The 19,563-nt window shown below is 69.8% G+C and carries 19 protein-coding genes and 1 tRNA gene; 10 read left to right on the top strand and 10 right to left on the bottom strand.

What is annotated here, in order from left to right; genetic code table 11:
* The first annotated feature begins 32 nt into the window (after positions 1-32).
* Positions 33-3,797, top strand: coding sequence for an AAA family ATPase (locus BLQ39_RS04790; RefSeq protein WP_422386357.1), 3,765 nt, complete (start codon positions 33-35; stop codon positions 3,795-3,797).
* Between the two features lie 17 nt (positions 3,798-3,814).
* The gene (locus tag BLQ39_RS04785; protein WP_092322161.1) at positions 3,815-4,054 is read left to right on the top strand and encodes a hypothetical protein; all 240 of its coding nucleotides are present in this window, start codon (positions 3,815-3,817) and stop codon (positions 4,052-4,054) included.
* A gap of 22 nt (positions 4,055-4,076) precedes the next feature.
* Here the strand turns inward: BLQ39_RS04785 and mscL are convergent, their stop codons facing one another.
* Genes mscL through BLQ39_RS04770 form a run of 3 tightly spaced genes read right to left on the bottom strand, consistent with a single transcriptional unit; the run spans position 4,077 to position 5,545 of the window.
* A complete protein-coding gene (mscL, locus tag BLQ39_RS04780) occupies positions 4,077-4,517 on the bottom strand; it encodes a large conductance mechanosensitive channel protein MscL (protein WP_092322450.1) in 441 nt (146 codons plus the stop codon).
* 26 nt (positions 4,518-4,543) lie between these two features.
* Positions 4,544-4,918: an FmdB family zinc ribbon protein gene (locus BLQ39_RS04775; RefSeq protein ID WP_092322160.1), complete on the bottom strand. Its 375-nt coding sequence runs from the start codon at positions 4,916-4,918 to the stop codon at positions 4,544-4,546.
* A 48-nt stretch (positions 4,919-4,966) separates the two neighbouring features.
* A complete protein-coding gene (locus BLQ39_RS04770; protein ID WP_092322158.1) occupies positions 4,967-5,545 on the bottom strand; it encodes a 5-formyltetrahydrofolate cyclo-ligase in 579 nt (192 codons plus the stop codon).
* Positions 5,546-5,578: 33 nt separating this feature from the next.
* Here BLQ39_RS04770 and galU point away from each other — a divergent pair, with 33 nt between their 5' ends.
* From galU to BLQ39_RS04750, 4 genes are all read left to right on the top strand, one after another.
* Positions 5,579-6,472 (top strand): UTP--glucose-1-phosphate uridylyltransferase GalU, encoded by an 894-nt coding sequence (gene galU / locus BLQ39_RS04765; protein WP_092322156.1) that lies wholly within the window; start codon positions 5,579-5,581, stop codon positions 6,470-6,472.
* 61 nt (positions 6,473-6,533) lie between these two features.
* Positions 6,534-7,193 carry a GNAT family N-acetyltransferase gene (locus tag BLQ39_RS04760; RefSeq protein WP_092322155.1) on the top strand — a complete coding sequence of 220 codons (660 nt, stop codon included), beginning with the start codon at positions 6,534-6,536 and terminating at the stop codon, positions 7,191-7,193.
* A gap of 53 nt (positions 7,194-7,246) precedes the next feature.
* Positions 7,247-8,197 (top strand): hypothetical protein, encoded by a 951-nt coding sequence (locus BLQ39_RS04755; RefSeq protein WP_092322153.1) that lies wholly within the window; start codon positions 7,247-7,249, stop codon positions 8,195-8,197.
* Positions 8,198-8,264: 67 nt separating this feature from the next.
* A tRNA-Ala gene (locus BLQ39_RS04750) sits at positions 8,265-8,337 on the top strand.
* Between the two features lie 138 nt (positions 8,338-8,475).
* Here the strand turns inward: BLQ39_RS04750 and BLQ39_RS04745 are convergent.
* A complete protein-coding gene (locus tag BLQ39_RS04745) occupies positions 8,476-9,501 on the bottom strand; it encodes an acyl-CoA thioesterase (protein ID WP_241982779.1) in 1,026 nt (341 codons plus the stop codon).
* A gap of 151 nt (positions 9,502-9,652) precedes the next feature.
* On the opposite strand from BLQ39_RS04745, the gene BLQ39_RS04740 reads away from it, so the two are divergent.
* Positions 9,653-10,435, top strand: coding sequence for a putative endonuclease domain-containing protein (locus BLQ39_RS04740; protein ID WP_092322152.1), 783 nt, complete (start codon positions 9,653-9,655; stop codon positions 10,433-10,435).
* A gap of 6 nt (positions 10,436-10,441) precedes the next feature.
* Here the strand turns inward: BLQ39_RS04740 and BLQ39_RS04735 are convergent, their stop codons facing one another.
* The 4 genes from BLQ39_RS04735 to BLQ39_RS04720 form a co-directional block, all read right to left on the bottom strand.
* The gene (locus BLQ39_RS04735) at positions 10,442-11,311 is read right to left on the bottom strand and encodes an alanyl-tRNA editing protein (RefSeq protein WP_092322150.1); all 870 of its coding nucleotides are present in this window, start codon (positions 11,309-11,311) and stop codon (positions 10,442-10,444) included.
* A gap of 295 nt (positions 11,312-11,606) precedes the next feature.
* Positions 11,607-12,950 (bottom strand): threonine/serine exporter family protein, encoded by a 1,344-nt coding sequence (locus BLQ39_RS04730; protein WP_092322149.1) that lies wholly within the window; start codon positions 12,948-12,950, stop codon positions 11,607-11,609.
* The gene (locus tag BLQ39_RS04725; protein WP_092322147.1) at positions 12,947-14,134 is read right to left on the bottom strand and encodes an acyl-CoA dehydrogenase family protein; all 1,188 of its coding nucleotides are present in this window, start codon (positions 14,132-14,134) and stop codon (positions 12,947-12,949) included. Before BLQ39_RS04725 ends, BLQ39_RS04730 begins: the two co-directional genes overlap by 4 nt.
* A gap of 10 nt (positions 14,135-14,144) precedes the next feature.
* Positions 14,145-15,005, bottom strand: a complete 861-nt coding sequence (locus tag BLQ39_RS04720) for a DUF4349 domain-containing protein (RefSeq protein ID WP_092322146.1) — start codon at positions 15,003-15,005, stop codon at positions 14,145-14,147.
* A 102-nt stretch (positions 15,006-15,107) separates the two neighbouring features.
* Here BLQ39_RS04720 and BLQ39_RS04715 point away from each other — a divergent pair, with 102 nt between their 5' ends.
* From BLQ39_RS04715 to BLQ39_RS04705, 3 genes are all read left to right on the top strand, one after another.
* Positions 15,108-15,965 carry an alpha/beta fold hydrolase gene (locus BLQ39_RS04715; protein ID WP_092322145.1) on the top strand — a complete coding sequence of 286 codons (858 nt, stop codon included), beginning with the start codon at positions 15,108-15,110 and terminating at the stop codon, positions 15,963-15,965.
* A gap of 67 nt (positions 15,966-16,032) precedes the next feature.
* On the top strand, positions 16,033-17,019 hold the full coding sequence (locus tag BLQ39_RS04710) for an aldo/keto reductase (RefSeq protein WP_092322143.1): 987 nt from the start codon (positions 16,033-16,035) through the stop codon (positions 17,017-17,019).
* Positions 17,016-18,332, top strand: coding sequence for an MFS transporter (locus tag BLQ39_RS04705; RefSeq protein WP_167738524.1), 1,317 nt, complete (start codon positions 17,016-17,018; stop codon positions 18,330-18,332). The genes BLQ39_RS04710 and BLQ39_RS04705 overlap by 4 nt, the downstream gene beginning before the upstream one ends.
* A gap of 43 nt (positions 18,333-18,375) precedes the next feature.
* Here the strand turns inward: BLQ39_RS04705 and BLQ39_RS04700 are convergent, their stop codons facing one another.
* Positions 18,376-19,194 carry an aldo/keto reductase gene (locus tag BLQ39_RS04700; protein ID WP_198417073.1) on the bottom strand — a complete coding sequence of 273 codons (819 nt, stop codon included), beginning with the start codon at positions 19,192-19,194 and terminating at the stop codon, positions 18,376-18,378.
* A gap of 74 nt (positions 19,195-19,268) precedes the next feature.
* On the bottom strand, positions 19,269-19,563 hold a 295-nt coding region (locus tag BLQ39_RS04695), incomplete at its 5' end, for an IS30 family transposase (RefSeq protein WP_143006461.1).

Raw genomic sequence — 19,563 nt, 5'->3', positions numbered from 1 at the left:
CAAACCGTGCCAGTCCGAATTAGGGTATCCCTGTGTGGCGCCTCGATAAGAAACAAGATGACGACGGCATCCTGTCGGAGTACACGGATGCGTCCGGCTCCGACGCGCCGAATTCGACCTCCCCGCACTCCGTGAGCCTCGGCGATCCGTCCCTGGTGGCCGGCAATATCGCCGAGCCGACCTGGCAGCGCTGGCGCGACGAACTCGCCGCGGTCGGCGGCCGGTCCCCGCTGCTGCACTTCAACGACGGCACGCGCACGCGCATCGAGCTCAGCGCCACGCACCCCGGTGGCCTGCCGCAGTTCATCACCGGCAAGACCACCCTGCTCTCCAACCTGATCCGCGACGAGCTCGCGCTGCGCAACGCCCGCCTGGCCGCCAACGAGATCACCCAGAAGGGCATCGAGCTGCGCTCCATGCGCGGGATCGAATCGGTCAACCTGGCCATCGGCCTGGCCCAGTGGAAAAACGGCGAGGCCGAGTTCAGCGCGCCCATCCTGCTGCGTCCGCTGGCGATCCGGCGCTACGGGCGCGACTTCGAACTCAAGCTCAAGGGCCAGCCGTTCCTCAACCCGGAACTGGCCCGCGCCCTGCACGACCAGTTCCAGATCACCCTCGACGCGGACGCCTTCGTGGCGCTCGCGGTCACCAACGGCGCGTTCAAGCCCCAGCCGGTGATCGACCGGCTCCGCGGCCTCACCTCGCACCTGCCCTGGTTCAACGTCGTGCCGCGACTGGTGGTCTCCTCCTTCGCCGACGTCGGGCGAGCCCTCGCCGCCGACATCGCCCGGCTGGACCACCCGCTGCTCGACGCGGTCGCCGGAAACCCCTCCGCCCGCCGCGCCGTCGAGACCGCGTACAACCCGGTCGTCCCGATCGGCCAGGACGTGCGCCCGCCGGCCACCGACATCCTGTTGCTCGACGCCGACCCGGAGCAGGAAAACGTCATCGCGCAGATCGCCGCCGGCAACTCGCTCGTCGTGAAGACGCTGCCGGGCACGGGCGGCACGCAGACGATCGTCAATGCCATCGGCGCGCTGATCTCCCAGCACAAACGCGTGCTCGTGGTCAGCGCCCGCCGGTCCAGCCTCGACGGCATCGCCCACCGACTCGTGCAGGTCGGCCTCCCCGGAGCAGCCGTCACGCCGCGCAACCTGCGCCGCGACCTCGTGCAGTCGATCACGCGCAACGAGAAGGCCACCCAGCCCCGCGTGGGCGACGTCGACGACGCGCTCGTGCGCCTGCGCAAGGTTCTGCTCGACTACCGATCGGCCCTGTCCCGGCGCGACGCGGCGCTCGGCGTGTCCGTGCTCGACGCGCTCGGCGAACTGGCCCGGCTCGCCCAGCTGCCGTCCCCGCCCTCGACGATCGCGCGGCTGGACCGCGGCGCACTCGAACGGCTCGCGCACAACCGCGGGGCCGCCGCGGCGACCCTGATCAAGGCGGCGGCGCTCGGCGAGTTCCGCTACGGCCCGGGCGACTCGCCCTGGTACGGCGCGACGTTCACCTCGACCGCCGAGGCGTCGTCGGCGCACCAGCTGGCCAAACGGGTCAACCAGATCGAACTGCCGCGCCTGCTCGAACGTGCGTCGGGGCTGGTCGGCCAGACCCGGCTGCGTCCCTTCGAGACCATCGCGGAACTGGGCATCTACCTGCGGCTGCTGCTCGACATCCGCGAAACGCTCGACCGGTTCCAGCCGGCCGTGTACGACCGGCCGCTCACCGAGCTGATCGCCGCCACCTCGGCGCGGCGCGACTCGCCCGACATGCCCTCCAGCAGCCGTCGCCGGCTGCGCAAGCTCGCGGACGAGTACCTGCGGCCGGGCGTGCACGTCAGCGACATGAACGAGAGCCTCCGCCGCATCCAGCAGCAGCGCACCCTCTGGCAGCGGTACGTCGTCGCGGGTTCCACCCCCGAGGTCCCCGTCGGCATCAACGACGTGCACGTGGCCTACCAGCGCGTCGCCGAAGACCTGGGCCTGCTCGACATTCCGCTCGGCGCCGCGGGGACCACCCGAATGCTCGCCAACCGTCCGATCAAGGCTCTCATCTACACCGTCGCCGGGCTGGCCGCGGAAAGCGAAGTGCTCGCGAACCTGCACGAGCGCACCGCGCTGCTCTCCACCCTGCGCGAGCACAACCTCGACCCGCTGATGACCGACCTGGCACAGCGTCACGTGTCGGAGAAGGATGTCGCCGACGAACTCGAGCTCGCCTGGTGGCAGTCCGTGCTCGAGGCGATGCTCAGCGACAACAAGGCCCTCCTGAACGCGAACACGCAGGTGCTCGACCGCCTCGAAGCCGACTTCCGGCTCGTCGACGAGGCGCACGCATCCGCCACCGGCCAGCTGGTGGCCTGGCTGCTCGCCGAGACGTGGAAGATCGGAGTCGTCGACTGGCCGGAGGAGGCCGACCACCTGCGCCGGCTGCTGCGCTCCGGCCGCGCCACGCCGACCAGGCTGCACGATGCCGCCCCCCACCTCGGCCGGGTGCTGGCGCCCGTGTGGCTTGCCTCCCCGTATGAGGTCGCCGACCTGGACGACCGGCTCAGCTTCGACACCGTGCTGCTCGTCGACGCCGGTGCGACCACCTTCGCCGAGAACGTCGGGGCGGTTCGCCGCGGCAAGCAGGTGGTGGCCTTCGGTGACCCGGTCACCCAGACGCCCTCACCGTTCGAGACCGGCATCGGCGAATCCGGGGACGCCGAACCGCACAACGTGGACGCCCTGCACGCCGACTCGGCGCTGGCGCGCCTCGGCGAACTGCTGCCGACCCTCACCCTCACCCGCAGCTACCGCGCCGGGGGAGAAGACCTCGCCGAGATCGTCAACCACCGCTTCTACGGCGGCCGCATCGACTCCCTGCCCTGGGCCGGCAGCTTCCTCGGCCACGGGAGCCTCAGCCTCAGCTACGTCGCCGGCGGCCGCGGCATGCCGGATGCGGAGAGCGGCGCCATCGAGAGTGTCGACGCCGAGGTCGCCAAGGTCGTCGAACTGGTCCTCGACCACGCGGTCAAGCGCCCCCGCGAGTCGCTCATGGTCATCACCGCGAGCGCCCGCCATTCCGTGCGGGTGCACCAGGCGGTCCTGGCCGCGTTCTCCAAGCGCACCGACCTCTCCGACTTCATCCTCAAGGACCGCGCCGAGCCGTTCACCGTGCTCACCCTCGAGCAGGCCGTCGCGCAGAGCCGCGACCGGGTCATCTTCTCGATCGGCTACGGGCGCACCCCGCACGGCCGGCTGCTCTCCAACTTCGGGTCCCTCGGCGAGCCGGGCGGCGAACGGTTGCTCGCCATCGGCATGACCCGTGCCAGGCGTGCGATGGACATCGTCTCCTGCTTCCGGCCCGAGGACATCGACGCGGACCGCCAGCGCCACGGCATCCTGGCCCTCTCCCAGGTGCTCAGCGAAACCGAGGCGCGCGCCAGGGAGAACCAGGCGCCCGACCCGAGTGAGTCGATGCTGGTCGACCTGGCCGGCCGGCTCGAACGGCTGGGCCTGACCGTCTCCCTCGGCCACCGCGGCAAGCTCGCGCTCGCGGCCTCGCACGCCGGCCGTGCGGTCGTCGTTGAAACGGACGCCGTCGTCGGCCGGGCGAGCCTGCGCGAGTCGCTCCGGCTGCGCCCCGAGGTGCTGCGCCGGCTGGGCTGGCACTACCTGAGGGTGCACAGCTTCGAACTCTTCAGCAACCCGGATGCCGTCGCCCAGCGGGTGGCGACTCTCGCCGGGGTCAAGCGGGGTGGCCCCGCTGCCGAGCTGGCGACGGCTCCGATCGCGGTCGTGCCTGCCCGCGACTGACGGGCTAGCCTTGTCCCATGAGCGCTGAAGACGACACCAGTGGCGCGGACGAGCGCGCCGGCACGACCGGCGCACCCCGGCAGCCGATCGTGCGCCAGCGCGGCGCGAGACGCGCCAAACTGCTGCCCGCGCCGAATACGGACCCGAGCCCGGACGTGCCGATCGAGCGCGAGGAGGGCGGCGTTGCCCCCACGGCGTCGGGGTCCCGTGGCGCGAACGACGACCGACTCCGGCGGGACCGCCCGCCGCACTGGTAGCCGGTCGGGCCGGGCCCGTTGGTTAGAGCGTGTGCTTGGGGCCTTCGCTGGCGGCCTCGCTCGCGCTCGACGCGAGGAGGTCGCGGATCTCGGCGAGCAGGTCGAGCTCGGTCGCAGGGACGGCTTCCGCGGCGGCAGGGACGCCGGCGGCTCGGCGGCGCTCCTGGGCTTCCTTCATCTTGTTGAGCGGGAGCACGAAGACGAAATACACCACGGCCGCAATCAGCAGGAAGGTGATGATCGCGGCGAGCACGAGCCCGAAGGACATCTTCGCCCCGCCCGGCAGCTCCACGATCATGGACTCGGCCAGGCTTTCGGCGTTGAAGAGCGTCGCGATCAGGGGGTTGAAGATCCCCGTCACGATCGCATTCACGACCGCCGTGAATGCCGCGCCAATGACAACGGCGACCGCGAGGTCGATCACATTGCCGCGCATGATGAAGTCCCTGAAGCCCTTGATCATGATCGAACCTCTCTCAAAGCGTTCCACTACGGTTTTTTCGGGGCAGAGGAGCCCGTGCTCGACGTGGTCGGCGAGACACTGGCGGACGGCTTGCTCTGCGTGGCGGCGGGCGCGGCCGACGACTTCTCGCCGGCAGCCTTCGCCGGCTTCTCGGACGCCTTCTCCGGAGCCTTGTCGGCCGCCTTCTTCGCGCCTGACCTCGTGTCCCGGGACGCAGTGGCTTCCGCCCTGGCGTCATTGCGGTAGAAGCCGGAACCGGTGAAGCTCACCCCGATCGCGGAATACACCTTGCGCAGCTTGCCCTGGCAGGTGGGGCACACGGTCAGTGAGCTGTCGCTGAAGGACTGTTGGATGTCGAAGGCGGTGTCGCACTCCGTGCAACGGTACGAGTAAGTGGGCACGTCAATCTCCAGCTGATGGAACGGCGAGCGAAATGCTGGCCAGGGGTCTTAGAACGAGATGATTCTCGTGGGGGTGACCAGTCCGTTGACCGGCTGGTCGTGCACCTCGCGGGGCACCTCGTCGACGAACTCGTTGTCGAACACGACGGCGTACACCGGGGGGCACTTGTCCATGGAGCCGAGGGTCTTGTCATAATAACCGCGACCCCAGCCCATCCGCATGCCGGTGCTGTCGACGGCCGCCGCCGGAACGATGATCAGGTCGACGTCGTTGATGGCGATCGGGCCGAGGAGCGTGCCGGCGGCCTCCGGAACCCCGGCGATGCCCTCCGTCTCGCCATTGCCTTCTCCGACGGTCCAGTCGAGCAGCCCGTCTTCGCGCGACACCGGGAACAGGACACGGATGCCGTCGGCCTCCGCCCAGTTCACGAAGGGGCGGGTATTGGGTTCGGTGCGGGAGGAGAGGTAACACGAAATCGACCGGGCCGACAGGTCGATGGCGAGGCTCTGCAGGTTCTCGGTGAGACCCGCAGTCGCGGCCTCTCGCTCGACCGAAGTCATGTTCTGACGGCGCTCCCGCAACTCGGCGCGGAGCGCCCGCTTTCGGTGAGGGATGTCGGAGTCCATAAAGTCATCCTAGATGCCGATACCCTTGACCCCATGGGCACCCCTATAACCAAGGCCGTCATTCCTGCAGCAGGACTCGGCACACGATTCCTGCCGGCAACCAAAGCGATGCCGAAGGAGATGCTGCCCGTTGTCGACAAGCCGGCCATCCAGTACGTCGTCGAAGAGGCGGTCGCGGCGGGGCTGCACGACGTCCTGATGATCACCGGACGCAACAAGAACTCCCTCGAGAACCACTTCGACCGGATGACCGAGCTGGAAGACCTGCTCGCACGCAAGGGTGACCTGACCAAACTGGCCAAGGTCAACGAATCCACCGATCTGGCCGACATGCACTACGTGCGCCAGGGCGACCCCCTGGGCCTCGGCCACGCCATCCTGCGCGCGAAGATGCACGTCGGCCGGGCACCCTTCGCCGTTCTCCTCGGCGACGACATCATCGACGCCCGCGACCCGCTGCTGGGCAAGATGCTGCACGAACAGGACAAGCGCAACGCCAGCATTGTCGCCTTGATGGAGGTGGACCCGTCGCAGATCCACATGTATGGTGCCGCCGCGATCGAAGAGACCGACGATCCCGACGTCGTGCGCGTGACCGGCCTGGTCGAGAAGCCCAGCGCCGCCGACGCCCCTTCGAACCTCGCCATCATCGGGCGCTACGTGCTCCGGCCGGAGGTGTTCGACGTGCTCGAGCACACCAAGCCGGGCAAGGGAAACGAAATCCAGCTCACCGACGCGCTGCAGGAAATGGCTATCACCCCGGAGGAGACCGGGGGAGTGTACGGCGTGATTTTCCGCGGCCGACGCTACGACACGGGCGACCGGCTCGACTACATCAAGGCCATCATCCAGCTCGCCGTGGATCGCGACGACCTGGGTCCGGACCTTCGCCCCTGGCTGCGCGATTTCGCCGGCCGCATGAGCTAGGCCAGACGACTACAGTGGGCGCAAACCACCGGGCCGCGGCCCACGACTAGACAGGCAAGCAGTGCCACTCGCGATCCCGACGCTCCACGAGGGCCCCGTCGCCCTGCGCCCGATCCGGGTGCGTGATGCCAGGGCCCTCGAGCGCGTTCTCCTGGAGAACCGGGCGTGGCTGCGCGCCTGGGAAGCGACCAACCCGTACGCGCCGATGTCCTTCGACACCCGCGCGAGCATCCGGAACCTGCTGCTCAACGCCCGGGCCGGGCACGGCCTGCCGTTCATCGTCGAGTACGACGGGCAGATCGCCGGGCAGCTGAACGTGTCGTCGATCACCTGGGGCTCGCTGTCGTCGGCCACGATCGGGTACTGGGCGGGCAAGGAATTCGCCGGCAAATCGATCACGCCGGCGGCGGTCGCCCTGGCCACCGACTACTGTTTCACCGAACTGGGCCTGCACCGGATGGAAATCTGCATCCGACCGGAGAACGCTCCGTCGCTGCGCGTGGTCGAGAAGCTCGGATTCCGGTACGAGGGGCTCCGGCGCCGCTTCATCCACATCAACGGGGACTGGCGCGACCATTTCTGCTTCGGCCTCGTCGCCGAGGAACTGCCGGAGGGTGTGTTGCGCCGTTGGCGCGCCGGGCTCGTGCCCGAGGATGCGGCCATGGTGTCGCCGGCGGATCTCGCCGCCGCCGCGCAGCCCTTGCCCATCATTGGGCGGTGACACACCCTTGGTAATCATGCCCGGTGGTGCTCCGCGCTCATACCGTAGTGACCATGAGTAGCGAGGCGCTGGGCGGTGGAGTGATGGTGGCGGTCGCCGCCACCCTCTGGGTGACCTATCTGATGCCGACCTGGTCCCGTCGTCGCCAGTACCTCGCCGTGGAGCGCAACGCCGTTCGGCTGCAGCAGACGCTGCGAATCATGGCCGAAACCGCCGAAGTTCCCCAGCAGGTTCGGCTGGAGGCGAACGCGCGCACGGTCTCCGCCCAGCAGAAACTCCTCGCCCGGGCCGAAGACGATGCCCGTGCGGAGTCGAAGCAGGCGGTGGATGCCGCCGCTGCGGCGCGGCGCGCGGCCGGCCTCGCCCGGTCGGCTTCCGCTTCCGCTTCGGCGGGGTCGCCCGCGCTCGCCCTCCGGCGGCTGCGCAGGTGGCGCGCGCTCAGTTCCCTCGTGCTCCTGTCCGGACTCGTCTCGCTGGTGGTCGGCGCGGTCACCGCCCTGGTGGCCGGTTCGTGGACCGTGCTCGGCTTCGGCGCTATCGCCGTCGCCCTGGCGTTCGGCTCGTTGTCCCGGCTGGCCCGAATCGCCCGTGCGGCCCGGGTGTTCGCCCGGGCGCCGATCGCGACATCCCTCACGGCACAACGCTTCGAACCCGTGCACTTCGACGAGGCCCCGGTGGCCAACCCCACCTGGACTCCGCAGCCCCTTCCGCGCCCCCTGCACCTGTCCCGGGGCTCGATCGCGCAGACCGCGATGGCGTCGGTGGATGCCGCGGCCGAGCTGCGCAAGGCGGCCGCCGAATCCGAGCTCGCCCTCCGGGCCGCCCGGATCGCCGCCGCCGTCACCCCGATCTCCCGCCCGGCCGCCGCGCGCCCCGCCGCCCAGCCGGCTTCCGCCGGCACCTCGGCGCCGAACCGATTCGCCTCGATGGGCGTCGTCGGCGAGACCGAACCCGGCATGACCGACCTCGACGCCGTGTTGCGTCGCCGTCGGGCCGTCGGATAGCCGACCCAGCCGACCCGACCGCGGCACACACCACCCGCGCGTGCATGATATTCTTCAGTAGCAGTCGGGGGCTATGGCGCAGCTGGTAGCGCGCCTCGTTCGCATCGAGGAGGTCAGGAGTTCGAATCTCCTTAGCTCCACCGCTGTTTGAGGAAGGGCCCGCCGCAAGGCGGGCCCTTCCCGGTTTAAGCCCTGGCTGAGATGCGGAAAAAGTACCTTCGTTGGGAAATTGAAGGTACTTTGTCCGCAACTCAGCGTGGAGGCGGGTGGCGTTCGCTTTAGGGGGTGTGCGCGAGGCCCACGGGCAGGGTCGGGAGGTCGGCGCGCATCGCGATCAGCGCCCGGGCGTGGGCGTCGAGGCGCTCGTCCTCCGCGCTGGCGAGGGGGAGCGAGCGCACCGGCTCCGCGCCGCCGTCCGCCCCGCGGGAGACAAAGATGCTCATGCACTGGGTGGTGAGCTGCAGGTCGTGCGGGGTGCGGGGGCTCCCGGAGCGTACCCGGATGCTGATGTGCATGCTGCGCGGTCCGGTATGGATGAGCCGGGCATCCACCTCGACGATGTCGCCGATCCGGATCGGGCGGTAGAAATGGATGCCGCCCGAGTACACCGCCACCGCTGCCTCAGAGCTCCAGCTCGCCGCGCAGGCGTAGGCCGCCTCGTCGATCCAGCGCATGACCGTTCCGCCGTGAGCCTTGCCGCCCCAGTTCACGTCGCCGGGCGCAGCCAGGAAGCGGAAGACTGTGCTGGGGGTCGTGCCCTCGTCCGAATAGAGCTGGTCGCGCATGGCGGCCTGGATGCGCCGGCGCGGTTCGAGCCGTTCCCTCGCGTTCCGCTGCAGCGCCTCGTCGGCCGCCGAGCGCGGGCGCCACTCGGGGACCTCGCGCGGGCGGCGGGCGTCGTCCATGGCCACGAAGACGAGAATGCAGTGTGTCGCCGGCGTGTACCGCCGCTCGCGGACATCCGTCGTCTCCACCGTGACCAGCACGTGCATGCTCGTGCGGCCGGTGTGGATGATCCTGGCGTGCACCTCGACAAGCCTGCCCGGCTCGATCGGCCGCGTGAAATGGACGTTGCCGACGTACGCGGTGACGCAGTAGGAGGCGCTCCAGCCGACGGCGCAGGCGTAGCCGGCCTTGTCGATCCACTCGAGTACGCTGCCGGCGGCCACCGTGGTGCCGGATGCGGCGACATCCTGCGGATTGGCCATGAACCGCAGGGTGATGCGGTCGCTCTGCTCGGGCTCGGGCTCGGGCTGGGCGGCGGGCTCGGGGACGGTGGCGGCGGCGGGCTCGGGGATCGTCACGGGAACTCCAACTCTGGGCGGCCGGGTGCTCTCTGTCCGGTCCCGGTCCCAGAATCGCACATCCGGCAGCCCCGCGGGCGGGTGTGACGCGCCGTCCCCGCGGATGTCGGTGGACGTGATTAGCGTGGATGCAGACAGGAGGAGGGCAGGCATGGGCGATGGTGCGAACCAGGGCAGCAGCGTCCGTTTTCGCTGCGGGCACGGTGCCCCGCCGGGCGAGGCGAGGATCACCCTCCAGCGTGACTGCCCGCTCTGCATGCTCCTGGCCGAGACGAAACGCCGCCGCGCTCAGCTGCTGCGGAAAGTGGCCCCCGGCGGTCGCGCGGCCCTCGCGGCCGAAACCCGCATCGGGGCCTCCTACGAGTGGATCTGCGAACGCGGGCATTCCCGGTTCGAGGCGAGCGTCCGTGAGGCGCTCACCGGGCCCGGTTGCCCGAAGTGCCGGGCGAACGCGCAGGCGCCGTCCGCACGGTTCGAGGGCGGCATCCCGTTCATGAAACCGGGGCTGAAGACACGAACGTCCATGACCGAGCAGCGGCTGCGGATGCTGCTGGCCGAGCGCATCCGTCTGCCGCACCGGGTCAACGCCGTTCGGATCAGCCGCACCTTCTACGGCAAGCCCGAGGTCTGGCCGGACATCATCATTCCCGCGCTCAAGGTCGCGATTGAGTACGACGACCCCGGCCGGGACGGCACGGCACACCGCGGGCTGAAGGAGGCGTCCGACCGGGAGAAGGACGCCGCGCTCGGCGAAGTCGGCTGGGAGGTCATCCGGGTGCGCGCCGGCGGGCTCGGTGAACTCGGACCGCACAGCATTGTCTGTGCCGGCATCTCGATGGCCGTCGTCGACCGGATCGTGGAGCTGCTGCGCGAGATCCGCGGCGACGAACCGGTGGACGCGATCCTCGTCGACCGAGGCAGCTCAGCCGACTGAGGGAGTTCAGCCGACGCTGGTCTCCATCGTCAGGACGCTGGTGCCGTCCACCTCCGACAGTGACAGCAGCACCTGCGGCGCGCCGAGCTCGGCCAGCGAGTCCACGTGCGTGCCGCCGCAGGGGATCCGCACGGTCTGCTCCGGCAGTTCGCAGACCCAGTACCGGCGGTCGGTGAGCAGATCGCCGTCGCGCTCAATCCGCACGGCGGCGCCCGAGGCGACCCAGCCGGCCAGGGCCGCGTTGATCGCGTCCTGCACCTGGGCCAGGTCGTCGGCCAGGCCCTCCGTGACGAAGCCCTTCTTACGCAGGGACTTGCCGAGACGGTAGGTATCGGTCGATCCGTTCTCGCGGATGAGGGAGACGTCGATGGCCACCCCGTCGAAGTCGGGGTTGCCGAGGCCGTCGGCGCGGATCTCCTTCTTCCAGCGGTCGGCGACGGCGCGGTTGAGCGCGAGCGAGGCCACGTGGCAGCCGGTGTGGCCGGCCGACGTGCGCAGCCGGGCGCCGGCATCCACGGACACGCGCACCGGGTCGCCCTCGGCCGCCAGGGCGCCGCTCTCCAGCACGTGCACCACGACAAACGCCCAGCCCTCGGTGCCCTTGCCGACCGGGATGTCCCGGCCCAGGTGCAGTTCGGCCCCGTCGGTTGCCCCCACGATGGCGTCCACGACGGTGTGGTCGATCTCCCCGATCCGCAGCACGGCCGCGTCGGCGCCCTGGTCGGGCCAGCCGGCGTCGACGGGGTGCACGCTCGTGGCGTCGAGCAGCACGGCCACCCGCCCGCCGGGCAGCACCTCGACATGGAGGACCGTGGCTGCGTTACGCACCGACCCGGACGGGTAGAGCACAACGGTGTCCTGGGTGGGGAGCGTCATGGGGACCTTTCTTTCAGCAACAGGGCTTTCGGGAAAACAAAGGTGCTGCCCCGTCTTGCGAGGCAGCACCCGGTGATGGTGGAGGAGACAGGCCTTAGCGCTTCCTGGCCTTCTCGGTTTCGCTCGACTTGGCCTGCTTGTCGGCCCTTTTCTCCTTCAGCGACTTTCCAGCGACCTTCTTGGACGCATCCTTCTTCGGTGATTTGTCAGCCATGTGTACCCCTTCGAACCGAGCCCCGGCGGCATCCGTTTCCTCGACCCTACGCGGGATCGCCCGAATCGGCGCGTCGGGCGTCTAGATGCGTTTGCCGGAGCCGCGTCCGAGCGCGATCGGCAGCGCCATCAGCGGGCCGATGGAGCGGCGCTGCAGGCGGCGGGCCGGACCCCAGACGAACTGCACGAGCGACTGGGCGAGGATGGCGCCCGCCGCCAGCGCGGCGGCGACCGCGCCGGCCGTCAGCAGGCTGAGCAGCCCCTCGATCTCGCCCTCCGACACCTGCAGCAGGCCGCGGAACAGGCTCAGTCCCGGCACGAGCGGAACGAGCGCCGACACCATGATGACCAGCGGCGGCGTGCGCACGATGCGCGCGGCCACCGCGGCGAGCAGGCCGACGCCGACCGCGGCCGCGCCCGACGACCAGACCAGGCCGAAGCCCGCGTTCGCTCCGGCCAGGTAGAGGAATTCGGCGACGGCGCCGAGCAGGCAGACCACCCAGAACGCGCGCCAGGGAACCTGAACGGCGAGCCCGAAGCCGATGACGACGACAACGGATGCCACCAGCAGCAGCGGCAGGTTGGCCAGCGTCAGGGCCACATCCGAGTCGACCCGCAGCCCGAGGCCGAGCCGGCTGAGCATCAGCGACGCCCCGGCAACACCGGTGACCAGACCCCCGGTGATGACCATGGCTTCCAGGGCGCGGGCGGTTCCGGTCAGGTAGAACCCGGACAGGGTGTCGTGCACGGCGCCGAAGGTGGTCACCCCGGCCAGGAGCATGATGATCGCGGCGACGACGACGAGCGACGGGTTGGCGCTGGGGTCGATGACCTGCACGAGGGCCGCCAGGATCGGTCCGATCGCGCCGCCGACCACCGTCTGGTAGAACACCGGGACGCGGCGGTTGTCCAGCATGGTCGTGATCAGGTCGATGATGAACGCGGCGACGAACGCCGCCAGGATCACGACCGGTCCGCCGCCGATCAGCACGGCCGCGCCGGCACCGACCAGGCTCCAGCCGACGCGGCGGAACAGCATCGGAACCTGCGGCTTCGCGCTGACGATCGTGGCCAGTTGTTTCCGGGCGTCCGCGACATCCATCGGGTTCTCGAGGATCTCGGCGATCAGCTCGGATGTCGCCGTGAGCTTCGCGTAGTTCAGCGACCGGTATTTCACGTTTCGGCTGCGCGAGATGGATTCGTGCGTGGCCGGATCCTCGTGGGTCAGGTTGATGATCGTGTGCGTGATGTTCGCCTCGGTGCCCTTGAGGCCGTAGGCGCGCGTGATCGCCTCCATGGCCGCCGTGGCATCTTCCGCGCCGGCGCCGGCGGCGAAAATGACTTCGGCCAGGCGCATGGTGAGGTCGAGGACGGCCCGGGTGTGGGCGGCGGTGTCGATGATGCCGATGCTCGAGGTTTTGGTCATTTTGCGGGTCCAGAGTCAGTGAGCGGTCCGAGCCAGGCCGAGGCCACGGTGGAGTGTGCGGATTCGGCGTCGGAGGGGTGGAACAGGCCGGCGAGCACGTCGCGGTACAGCCGTCCGAGTTCGTTCCCGGCGAAATACGAGGAGCCGCCGCTGACGCGGAGCGCCTGGTCGACCACGTGCTTCGCGTTCTCGGTTGCCCGGTGCTTGAGCCCGGCGAGCCTCGGGTACCACTGGGCGCCGTGGTCGGCGAGCGCGTCGACGTCGCGGGCGAGCGCGTCGATCTGCGGGTAGATGCCGTCCATGGCGATCGCGGCGTCGGCGACCCGCCAGCGGATGTCCGGGTCCTGGTCCAGGCTGCGCCCGTCGTTCTTCAGCGAGGTGCGCCGCCCGGCCGCTTCCACGGCGAGCTCGAGCGCGCGCCGGCCGATGCCGGTGTACACGGACGCCAGCAGGATCTCGAAGGTCGCGAAGATGGCGAAGATCAGCGGATCGGAGTTGGGCCCAGGGTCGAGGCGGCGGAACACCCGGTCGGGCCGGGCGTACGCGCCGTCGAGCACGGTGCTCCGGCTCTGGCTGGCCCGCATGCCCAGCGTGTCCCAGTCGTCCTTGACGCTGACGCCGGGGTCGCTGCGGTCGATGAACGCCCAGACGATCTTCGGGGCGCCCGGCGCCGAGGAGTCCAGCCCCATCACGCCGAGACTGGTCCAGGCGGGGGAGAGGGAGGTGAAGACCTTGGTGCCGAAGAACCGGTAGCCGCCGCCTTGCTGCGGGCGGGCATCCGTCGTCGACCCGAACAGCACGAGGTCGTTGCCGGGTTCGCTCACGCCGAAGCCGAGGACCTCGCCGGCCGCCGCGCCCTCGAGCAGGAAGGCGAGGCTGTCGTCGCCGCGCTCGAGCAGCGCCCTGGCCACGCCGGTCCAGACGAGGTGCATGTTGACGGCGAGGGCGGTCGCCGGCGCGTGCGCAGCGAGCCGGATCTGCTCGCGCGAGACCTGCTGCAGGGTCAGGCCGAGTCCGCCGAAGCCGGCCGGGACGAGGGCGCGGAGGTAGCCGGCCTCGGCGAGCTCGGCGAGGTCCTCGGTGAAGAAGACGTTGTCCCGGTCGTAACCGGCCGCTCGCCCGTGAATCCGCGCCAACAACTCGTCGCTCAGAAGCGGCGGAGTGGCAGGCGTGGAATCGTTCACACCTGCCAGCCTATGCAGCCTTGCGCTTCCTTGTTGACAGCCAGACGATCAGCAGCACGACCGCGCCGATCGCGCCGAGCACCGCCAGCCAGGGCAGCAGGAATCCGATGGCCACGAGGGCGCCGCCGAGGGCCGACATGAGCGCGTTCCAGCCGGCCAGAAGGCCGTCCCAGAAGTTGTCCGGATTGGGCGGATCGACCGTGCCCTCGGAGTACAGCTCGAGGCTGATCGTCGAGAAATCGACCTGGTCGGCGAGGTAGTCGCGCTGCGCCTGCAGCCCTTCGAGTTCACTCTGCCGTTGCGACAGGGCGCTCTCGATGGCGATCAGGTCGGTGGCGTCGGTCGCCTTGGCCATCAGGCTGAGCAGCCGGTCGACGGAGGTCTGCAGCGATGTGATGCGGGCCTCGATGTCCTGCGTCTGCTGGGTGATGTCCGTGGAGTTCAGCGACACCCTGTTCACGGTGCCCAGCTTCTTCAGCTCGACGACGGCGTTGTCGAGCTCGTCGGCGGGGATGCGCAGCACCAGGTTCGCGCTCGCCGGCTGGTCGTCGACGCTCGGGTTCTCGGTGCGGCTGTCGACGCGACCGCCCGCCTTCTCGGTAATGTCCGCGGCGGTCTGGGCGGCCTCGATCGGATCCTTCACCGTGAGCGAGACCGTTCCGGTGGTGATCACGTCGCGGTTGTCCGTCACGACCTCGCCGCCGCCGGTGACTCCCTTGTCCGGGGCCGGCTCGCCGGTGACGCCGCCGCCGTCGGTGACGCCGCCGTCGCTGACCGGCGGTCCGGAACTGTCGCTCGACCCGGATGACGTGCATCCGGAGAGGATGAGCGCCGCGAGTACGATCGCGGTGGCGGCCAGGGTTCGCTTCATGCCTCACAGTATGGCCACGCGGACGGCCGCTGTCTGCATGTTGTCTGGGAGTCCAATCACAATTCGGCGTCGGGGTTCGACCGGCGCGGCCATACTGGACGCATGACCTGGTGGGCGGATCTCGCGGCAGTGTTCGGCCGGCGCCGTCCACCGCTCCTGCACGTCGCCACCGATGAGGGGTCAGGTCCCGTGGTTGTCCTCGTGCACGGGATCGCCTCGTCGTCGGTGACGTTCCGGAACATGGTCCCCCTGCTGGTGCCGCGACACCGCGTGATCGCAGTGGACATCCTCGGCTTCGGCGAATCGCCCGCGCCGGAGAACTCCGAGTACACCCTCGAAGACCACGTGGCCTCGCTCGAGGCCACCATCCGCTCCCTCAAGCTCGACGAGCCGTTCACCCTCGTCGGGCATTCGCTGGGCAGCCTGATCGGATCCCGCTACGCCGCGAAGAACCGCCGAAACGTCTCCGGACTGGTGCTGGTCGGCCCGCCGGTCTACCTCTCGCCGGCCGATATCGGCGACCCCCGCGTGCGCGGCCGGGTGACCGCCTACCTGCGAGCCTACGAATTCCTGCGGGCGAACAAGGACTTCACGCTCGCCAACGCGGCCATCATCTCGCGGCTGCTGCCCAAGGGGATCTTCGAGATCACCACGAAAAGCTGGACCCCGTTCGTGAAGTCGCTCGAGCATTGCATCGAGTCGCAGACCGTGGTGAGCGACGTGGCGAGCCTGAACATCCCGGTCGCGGTCGTCTACGGGTCACTCGACGCATTCATCGCGCCGGGGAGCATGACGGTGATTGAGCGGATGCGGCACGTCACCACGTACCGAGTCGAGGCGAACGACCACCTCATCCGGCCGCGCCTGGCGCGGACCGTCGTCCGGGCGATCGAGGAAGCCGGATCGAGGGCGATCTCCGCGTCGGCCGCCGGGGACTCGCGCCGCCCTCCCGTCGACTGAGCGGTGCGGAGCGGCGCGGCGGCCGCGGCACCTCGCGAGGGCGCGCGCGGGTGGTTAGGCTGGCGTCATGGAGAAGCGAACCCTCGGCAGGACCGGGCGAACCGTATCGGTCATCGGACTTGGAACATGGCAGCTGGGAGCGGACTGGGGCGACGTCTCCGAGGCCGACGCGCTGGCCGTGCTCGCGGCATCCGTGGACGCGGGCGTCACCTTCTTCGACACGGCAGACGTCTACGGCGACGGGCGCAGCGAACGCCTGATCGGCCACTTCCTCGAGGTGGATGCGCCGGGCCAGGACATCACGGTCGCGACGAAGATGGGACGCCGGTCCGAGCAGCTGCCGGAGAACTACGTGCTGGCCCACTTCCGCGAGTGGACCGACCGGTCGCGCGCGAACCTGCGCACCGACAGGCTCGACCTCGTGCAGCTGCACTGCCCGCCGAGCTCGGTGATCGAGTCCGACGAGGTCTACGACGCGCTCGACACCCTCGTCAGCGAAGGCGCGATCGCCGCCTACGGCGTCAGCGTCGAGACCTGTGACCAGGCACTCGCGGCCATCGCCCGGCCCGGGGTCGCGACCGTGCAGATCATCCTCAACGCCTTCAGGCTCAAGCCCCTGGACGAGGTGCTGCCGGCGGCGCGCGCGGCCGGGGTGGGCATCATCGCGCGGGTTCCCCTGGCGAGCGGGCTGCTGACCGGGAAGTACACCCGCGACACGAAGTTCGCCGAGACCGATCACCGCAACTACAACCTCGACGGCAGCGCCTTCGACGTGGGGGAGACCTTCTCCGGGGTCGGTTTCGAGACCGGGCTGGCCGCGGCGGCGGAATTCGCCGCGCTCGTTCCCGAGGGCCTGACGCCGGCCCAGGCGGCGCTCGCCTGGGTCGCCCAGATCGACGGCGTCAGCAGCGTCATCCCCGGCGCGCGCTCGATCTCGCAGGCGCAGGCCAACGCCGCGGCCGGACGCGCGGAACCGCTCAGCCTCGCATTCAACGAGGGTGTTCAGGACATCTACGACCGACTCCTGCGCGAGAACATCCACTCTCGGTGGTGACCGGCCCGGGGGAGGCCGCTGCGACGGATGCGCGGGGCGATCGCTCGCCCGCGCCGGCGAAGCGCGGGCTCGGGCCCGCCTTCACCAATCTCTTCGCCGCCAGTATCGCGAGCAACCTCGGCGACGGGATCGCCCGCACCGCGATGCCGCTGCTGGCGGCTCGGCTCACCGACGACCCTCTGCTGATCAGCGGGATCGCCGCCATGGCGATGCTGCCGTGGCTGCTCTGCGCCATTCCCGCCGGCATCCTGATCGACCGCATCGACCGGCGCAAGGCCCTCGCGCTCGCCGACACCGTGCGGATGCTGCTCGCCGTCGCGCTGTGCGTGCTGAGCGCGACGAACGGCCTCACGATCTGGTGGCTGTACCTGGTCATCTTCGTCTACGGCGCCTTCGAGACCGTGTACGACGGGGCGACCCGCGCGGTGGTGCCGAGCATCGTCGCCCGGGTGGATCTGCCCCGGGCGAATTCGCGGATCGAGGCCGGCGAGCTCGTCGTGCAGAGCTTCCTGTCCGGGCCGCTGACCTCCCTGCTGTTCGCGGTGTCCGTGCTGATCCCGCTGGGCGTGAACGCGCTGGCCTTCTTGGGCGCCGCCGCGCTCGCGCTCCTGCTGCCGAAGGTCGCCTCGGGCCGCCAGCACGCCGCACTGCTCGACACGCCGCAGGTGGCCTGGTACCTCCAGTTCGTCGACGGCTACCGGTTCATCGTGAAGAGCCGGATGCTGGTGACGCTCTGGCTGGTCAGTACCGCGGGCGGGCTGGCCTTCTCGTTCGCGACGGCGAGTTTCGTGCTGTTCCTGCTCGGACCCCTCCGGGTACCGGAGGCGGCTTTCGGCGTGTTCATGCTCTCCGGTGCGGTCGGGGGGATCGTCGGCTCGGTCCTGACGGCTCCGCTGAAGAACCGGCTGAACGCGGGCCCGACGATGGCGCTCATGCTGCTGCTCAGCGGCAGCACGTTGATCCTGGTCGGGGTCTGGCCGAACGTCTGGGTCGTCGGAGTGGCCTTCGCGCTCTCCAGCGGGTCGATCACGGTCTGGAACATCCTCGTGATGTCGCTGCGGCAGAGCATCATCCCCGGGCACCTGCTCGGCCGGGTGCACGGAACCTGGCGCACCCTGCTCTGGGGGGCGATGCCGCTGGGCAGCCTGCTCGGCGGGTTCGTCGGCCGGGTCGACCTCGCACTGCCGTTCATCATCGGGGGAGGGGTCGCCACGCTGCTGGCGGTCGCCTTCTTCCGGTTCATCACGAGCCTGCCCAACGCGGAGGACGTGCCTGACCCGATGGGCCCGGCCGCGCTCGTGCCGCTGGGCTAGGCGCTCGGCAGCGCCGGCCTGGCGCCGACCTCTCGTGCCGCCCCTATCCGTGGTCGTCGGGGTCCTTGCCGGTGCGCTCGCCGGAGTCCAGCGCGGTGATGGCCGCCAGGTCGTCGGCGGCCAGGCTGAAGTCGAAGACGTCGATGTTCTCGCGGATGCGGTCCGGCGTCACGGATTTCGGAATCACGACGTTCCCGAGCTCGAGGTGCCAGCGGATCACGACCTGGGCTGCGGTCTTGCCGTGCCGGGCGCCGATCGCGTCGAGCACGGGGTTGCCGATCGCGCGCCCTCGGGCCAGCGGAGACCAGGCCTCGGTCAGGATGCCGTGGGCCGCGTCGTACCGGCGCACCTCGGCCTGCTGCAGCCAGGGGTGCAGCTCGACCTGATTGACCGCGGGGACGACATCCGTCTCGCGCAGCAGCCGGTCGAGGTGGTGCGTGTGGAAGTTGGACACGCCGATCGAGCGGGCGCGCCCGTCGGCCCGGAGGGTCTCGAGCGCGCGGTAGGTGTCGATGTAGCGGTCCTGGCGCGGCGCGGGCCAGTGGATGAGGTACAGGTCGACGTAGTCGAGCCCGAGCCTGGCGAGGCTGTCGTCGAAGGCGCGCAGGGTCTCCTCGTAGCCGTGCTGGTCGTTCCAGACCTTCGTGGTGACGAAGACGTCGCCTCGGGGAAGCCCGGACCGGGCGATGCCCCGGCCGACGCCGCGCTCGTTCTCGTACATTGCCGCCGTGTCGATGTGGCGGTACCCGGCATCGAGCGCGACCTGCACGGTGTCCGCGGCGAGGGCATCCGTCACCTTGTACACGCCGAGGCCGAGCTGCGGAATGCTCCGCCCGTCATTAAACCTGAGCCACGTATCCATGCCCCCCATTAAACCAACCATCTTCCGCCGAACTGTGAGTTTGGCACCTTCGTTGGACGGCAAAGTCAAGCGGTCTAGGCAACGCGGGTGGTTTCAGCTGCCTTGAGCAGCTGGTTCAGCCGGGTGGCTGGGGTGTCGAGGTCGAGGGTCGGTCGGGGACGCCGGTTGAGGGTCGCAGCGACTCGGCGGAGATCGTCGGCGCTGTGGGCTGAGAGGTTCGAGCCCTTCTCGAACCAGAACCGCAGGAGCCGGTTGGTGTTCTCGTTGCTGCCGCGCTGCCAGGGCGAGCGCGGGTCGCAGAAGAAGAGTTTCGTGTCCAGGGCGACCTGGATGCGGGCGTAGTCGGCGAGCTCGGTGCCGCGGTCCCAG

Source organism: Cryobacterium psychrotolerans, assembly GCF_900101115.1.
GTDB classification, from domain to species: Bacteria; Actinomycetota; Actinomycetes; order Actinomycetales; family Microbacteriaceae; genus Cryobacterium; species Cryobacterium psychrotolerans.
Note: the sequence above shows the minus strand (reverse complement) of the source record. Positions and strands in the feature narration are given on the sequence as shown.

Coding starts and splice junctions, on each gene's coding strand:
- BLQ39_RS04770 (WP_092322158.1), bottom strand. CDS start 5,545: ATGGACTCCGACATCCCTCACCGAAAGCGGGCGCTCCGCGCCGAGTTG.
- BLQ39_RS04700 (WP_198417073.1), bottom strand. CDS start 19,194: ATGGATACGTGGCTCAGGTTTAATGACGGGCGGAGCATTCCGCAGCTC.
- BLQ39_RS04755 (WP_092322153.1), top strand. CDS start 7,247: ATGAGTAGCGAGGCGCTGGGCGGTGGAGTGATGGTGGCGGTCGCCGCC.
- galU (WP_092322156.1), top strand. CDS start 5,579: ATGGGCACCCCTATAACCAAGGCCGTCATTCCTGCAGCAGGACTCGGC.
- BLQ39_RS04715 (WP_092322145.1), top strand. CDS start 15,108: ATGACCTGGTGGGCGGATCTCGCGGCAGTGTTCGGCCGGCGCCGTCCA.
- BLQ39_RS04730 (WP_092322149.1), bottom strand. CDS start 12,950: ATGACCAAAACCTCGAGCATCGGCATCATCGACACCGCCGCCCACACC.
- mscL (WP_092322450.1), bottom strand. CDS start 4,517: ATGATCAAGGGCTTCAGGGACTTCATCATGCGCGGCAATGTGATCGAC.
- BLQ39_RS04720 (WP_092322146.1), bottom strand. CDS start 15,005: ATGAAGCGAACCCTGGCCGCCACCGCGATCGTACTCGCGGCGCTCATC.
- BLQ39_RS04785 (WP_092322161.1), top strand. CDS start 3,815: ATGAGCGCTGAAGACGACACCAGTGGCGCGGACGAGCGCGCCGGCACG.
- BLQ39_RS04740 (WP_092322152.1), top strand. CDS start 9,653: ATGGGCGATGGTGCGAACCAGGGCAGCAGCGTCCGTTTTCGCTGCGGG.
- BLQ39_RS04735 (WP_092322150.1), bottom strand. CDS start 11,311: ATGACGCTCCCCACCCAGGACACCGTTGTGCTCTACCCGTCCGGGTCG.
- BLQ39_RS04710 (WP_092322143.1), top strand. CDS start 16,033: ATGGAGAAGCGAACCCTCGGCAGGACCGGGCGAACCGTATCGGTCATC.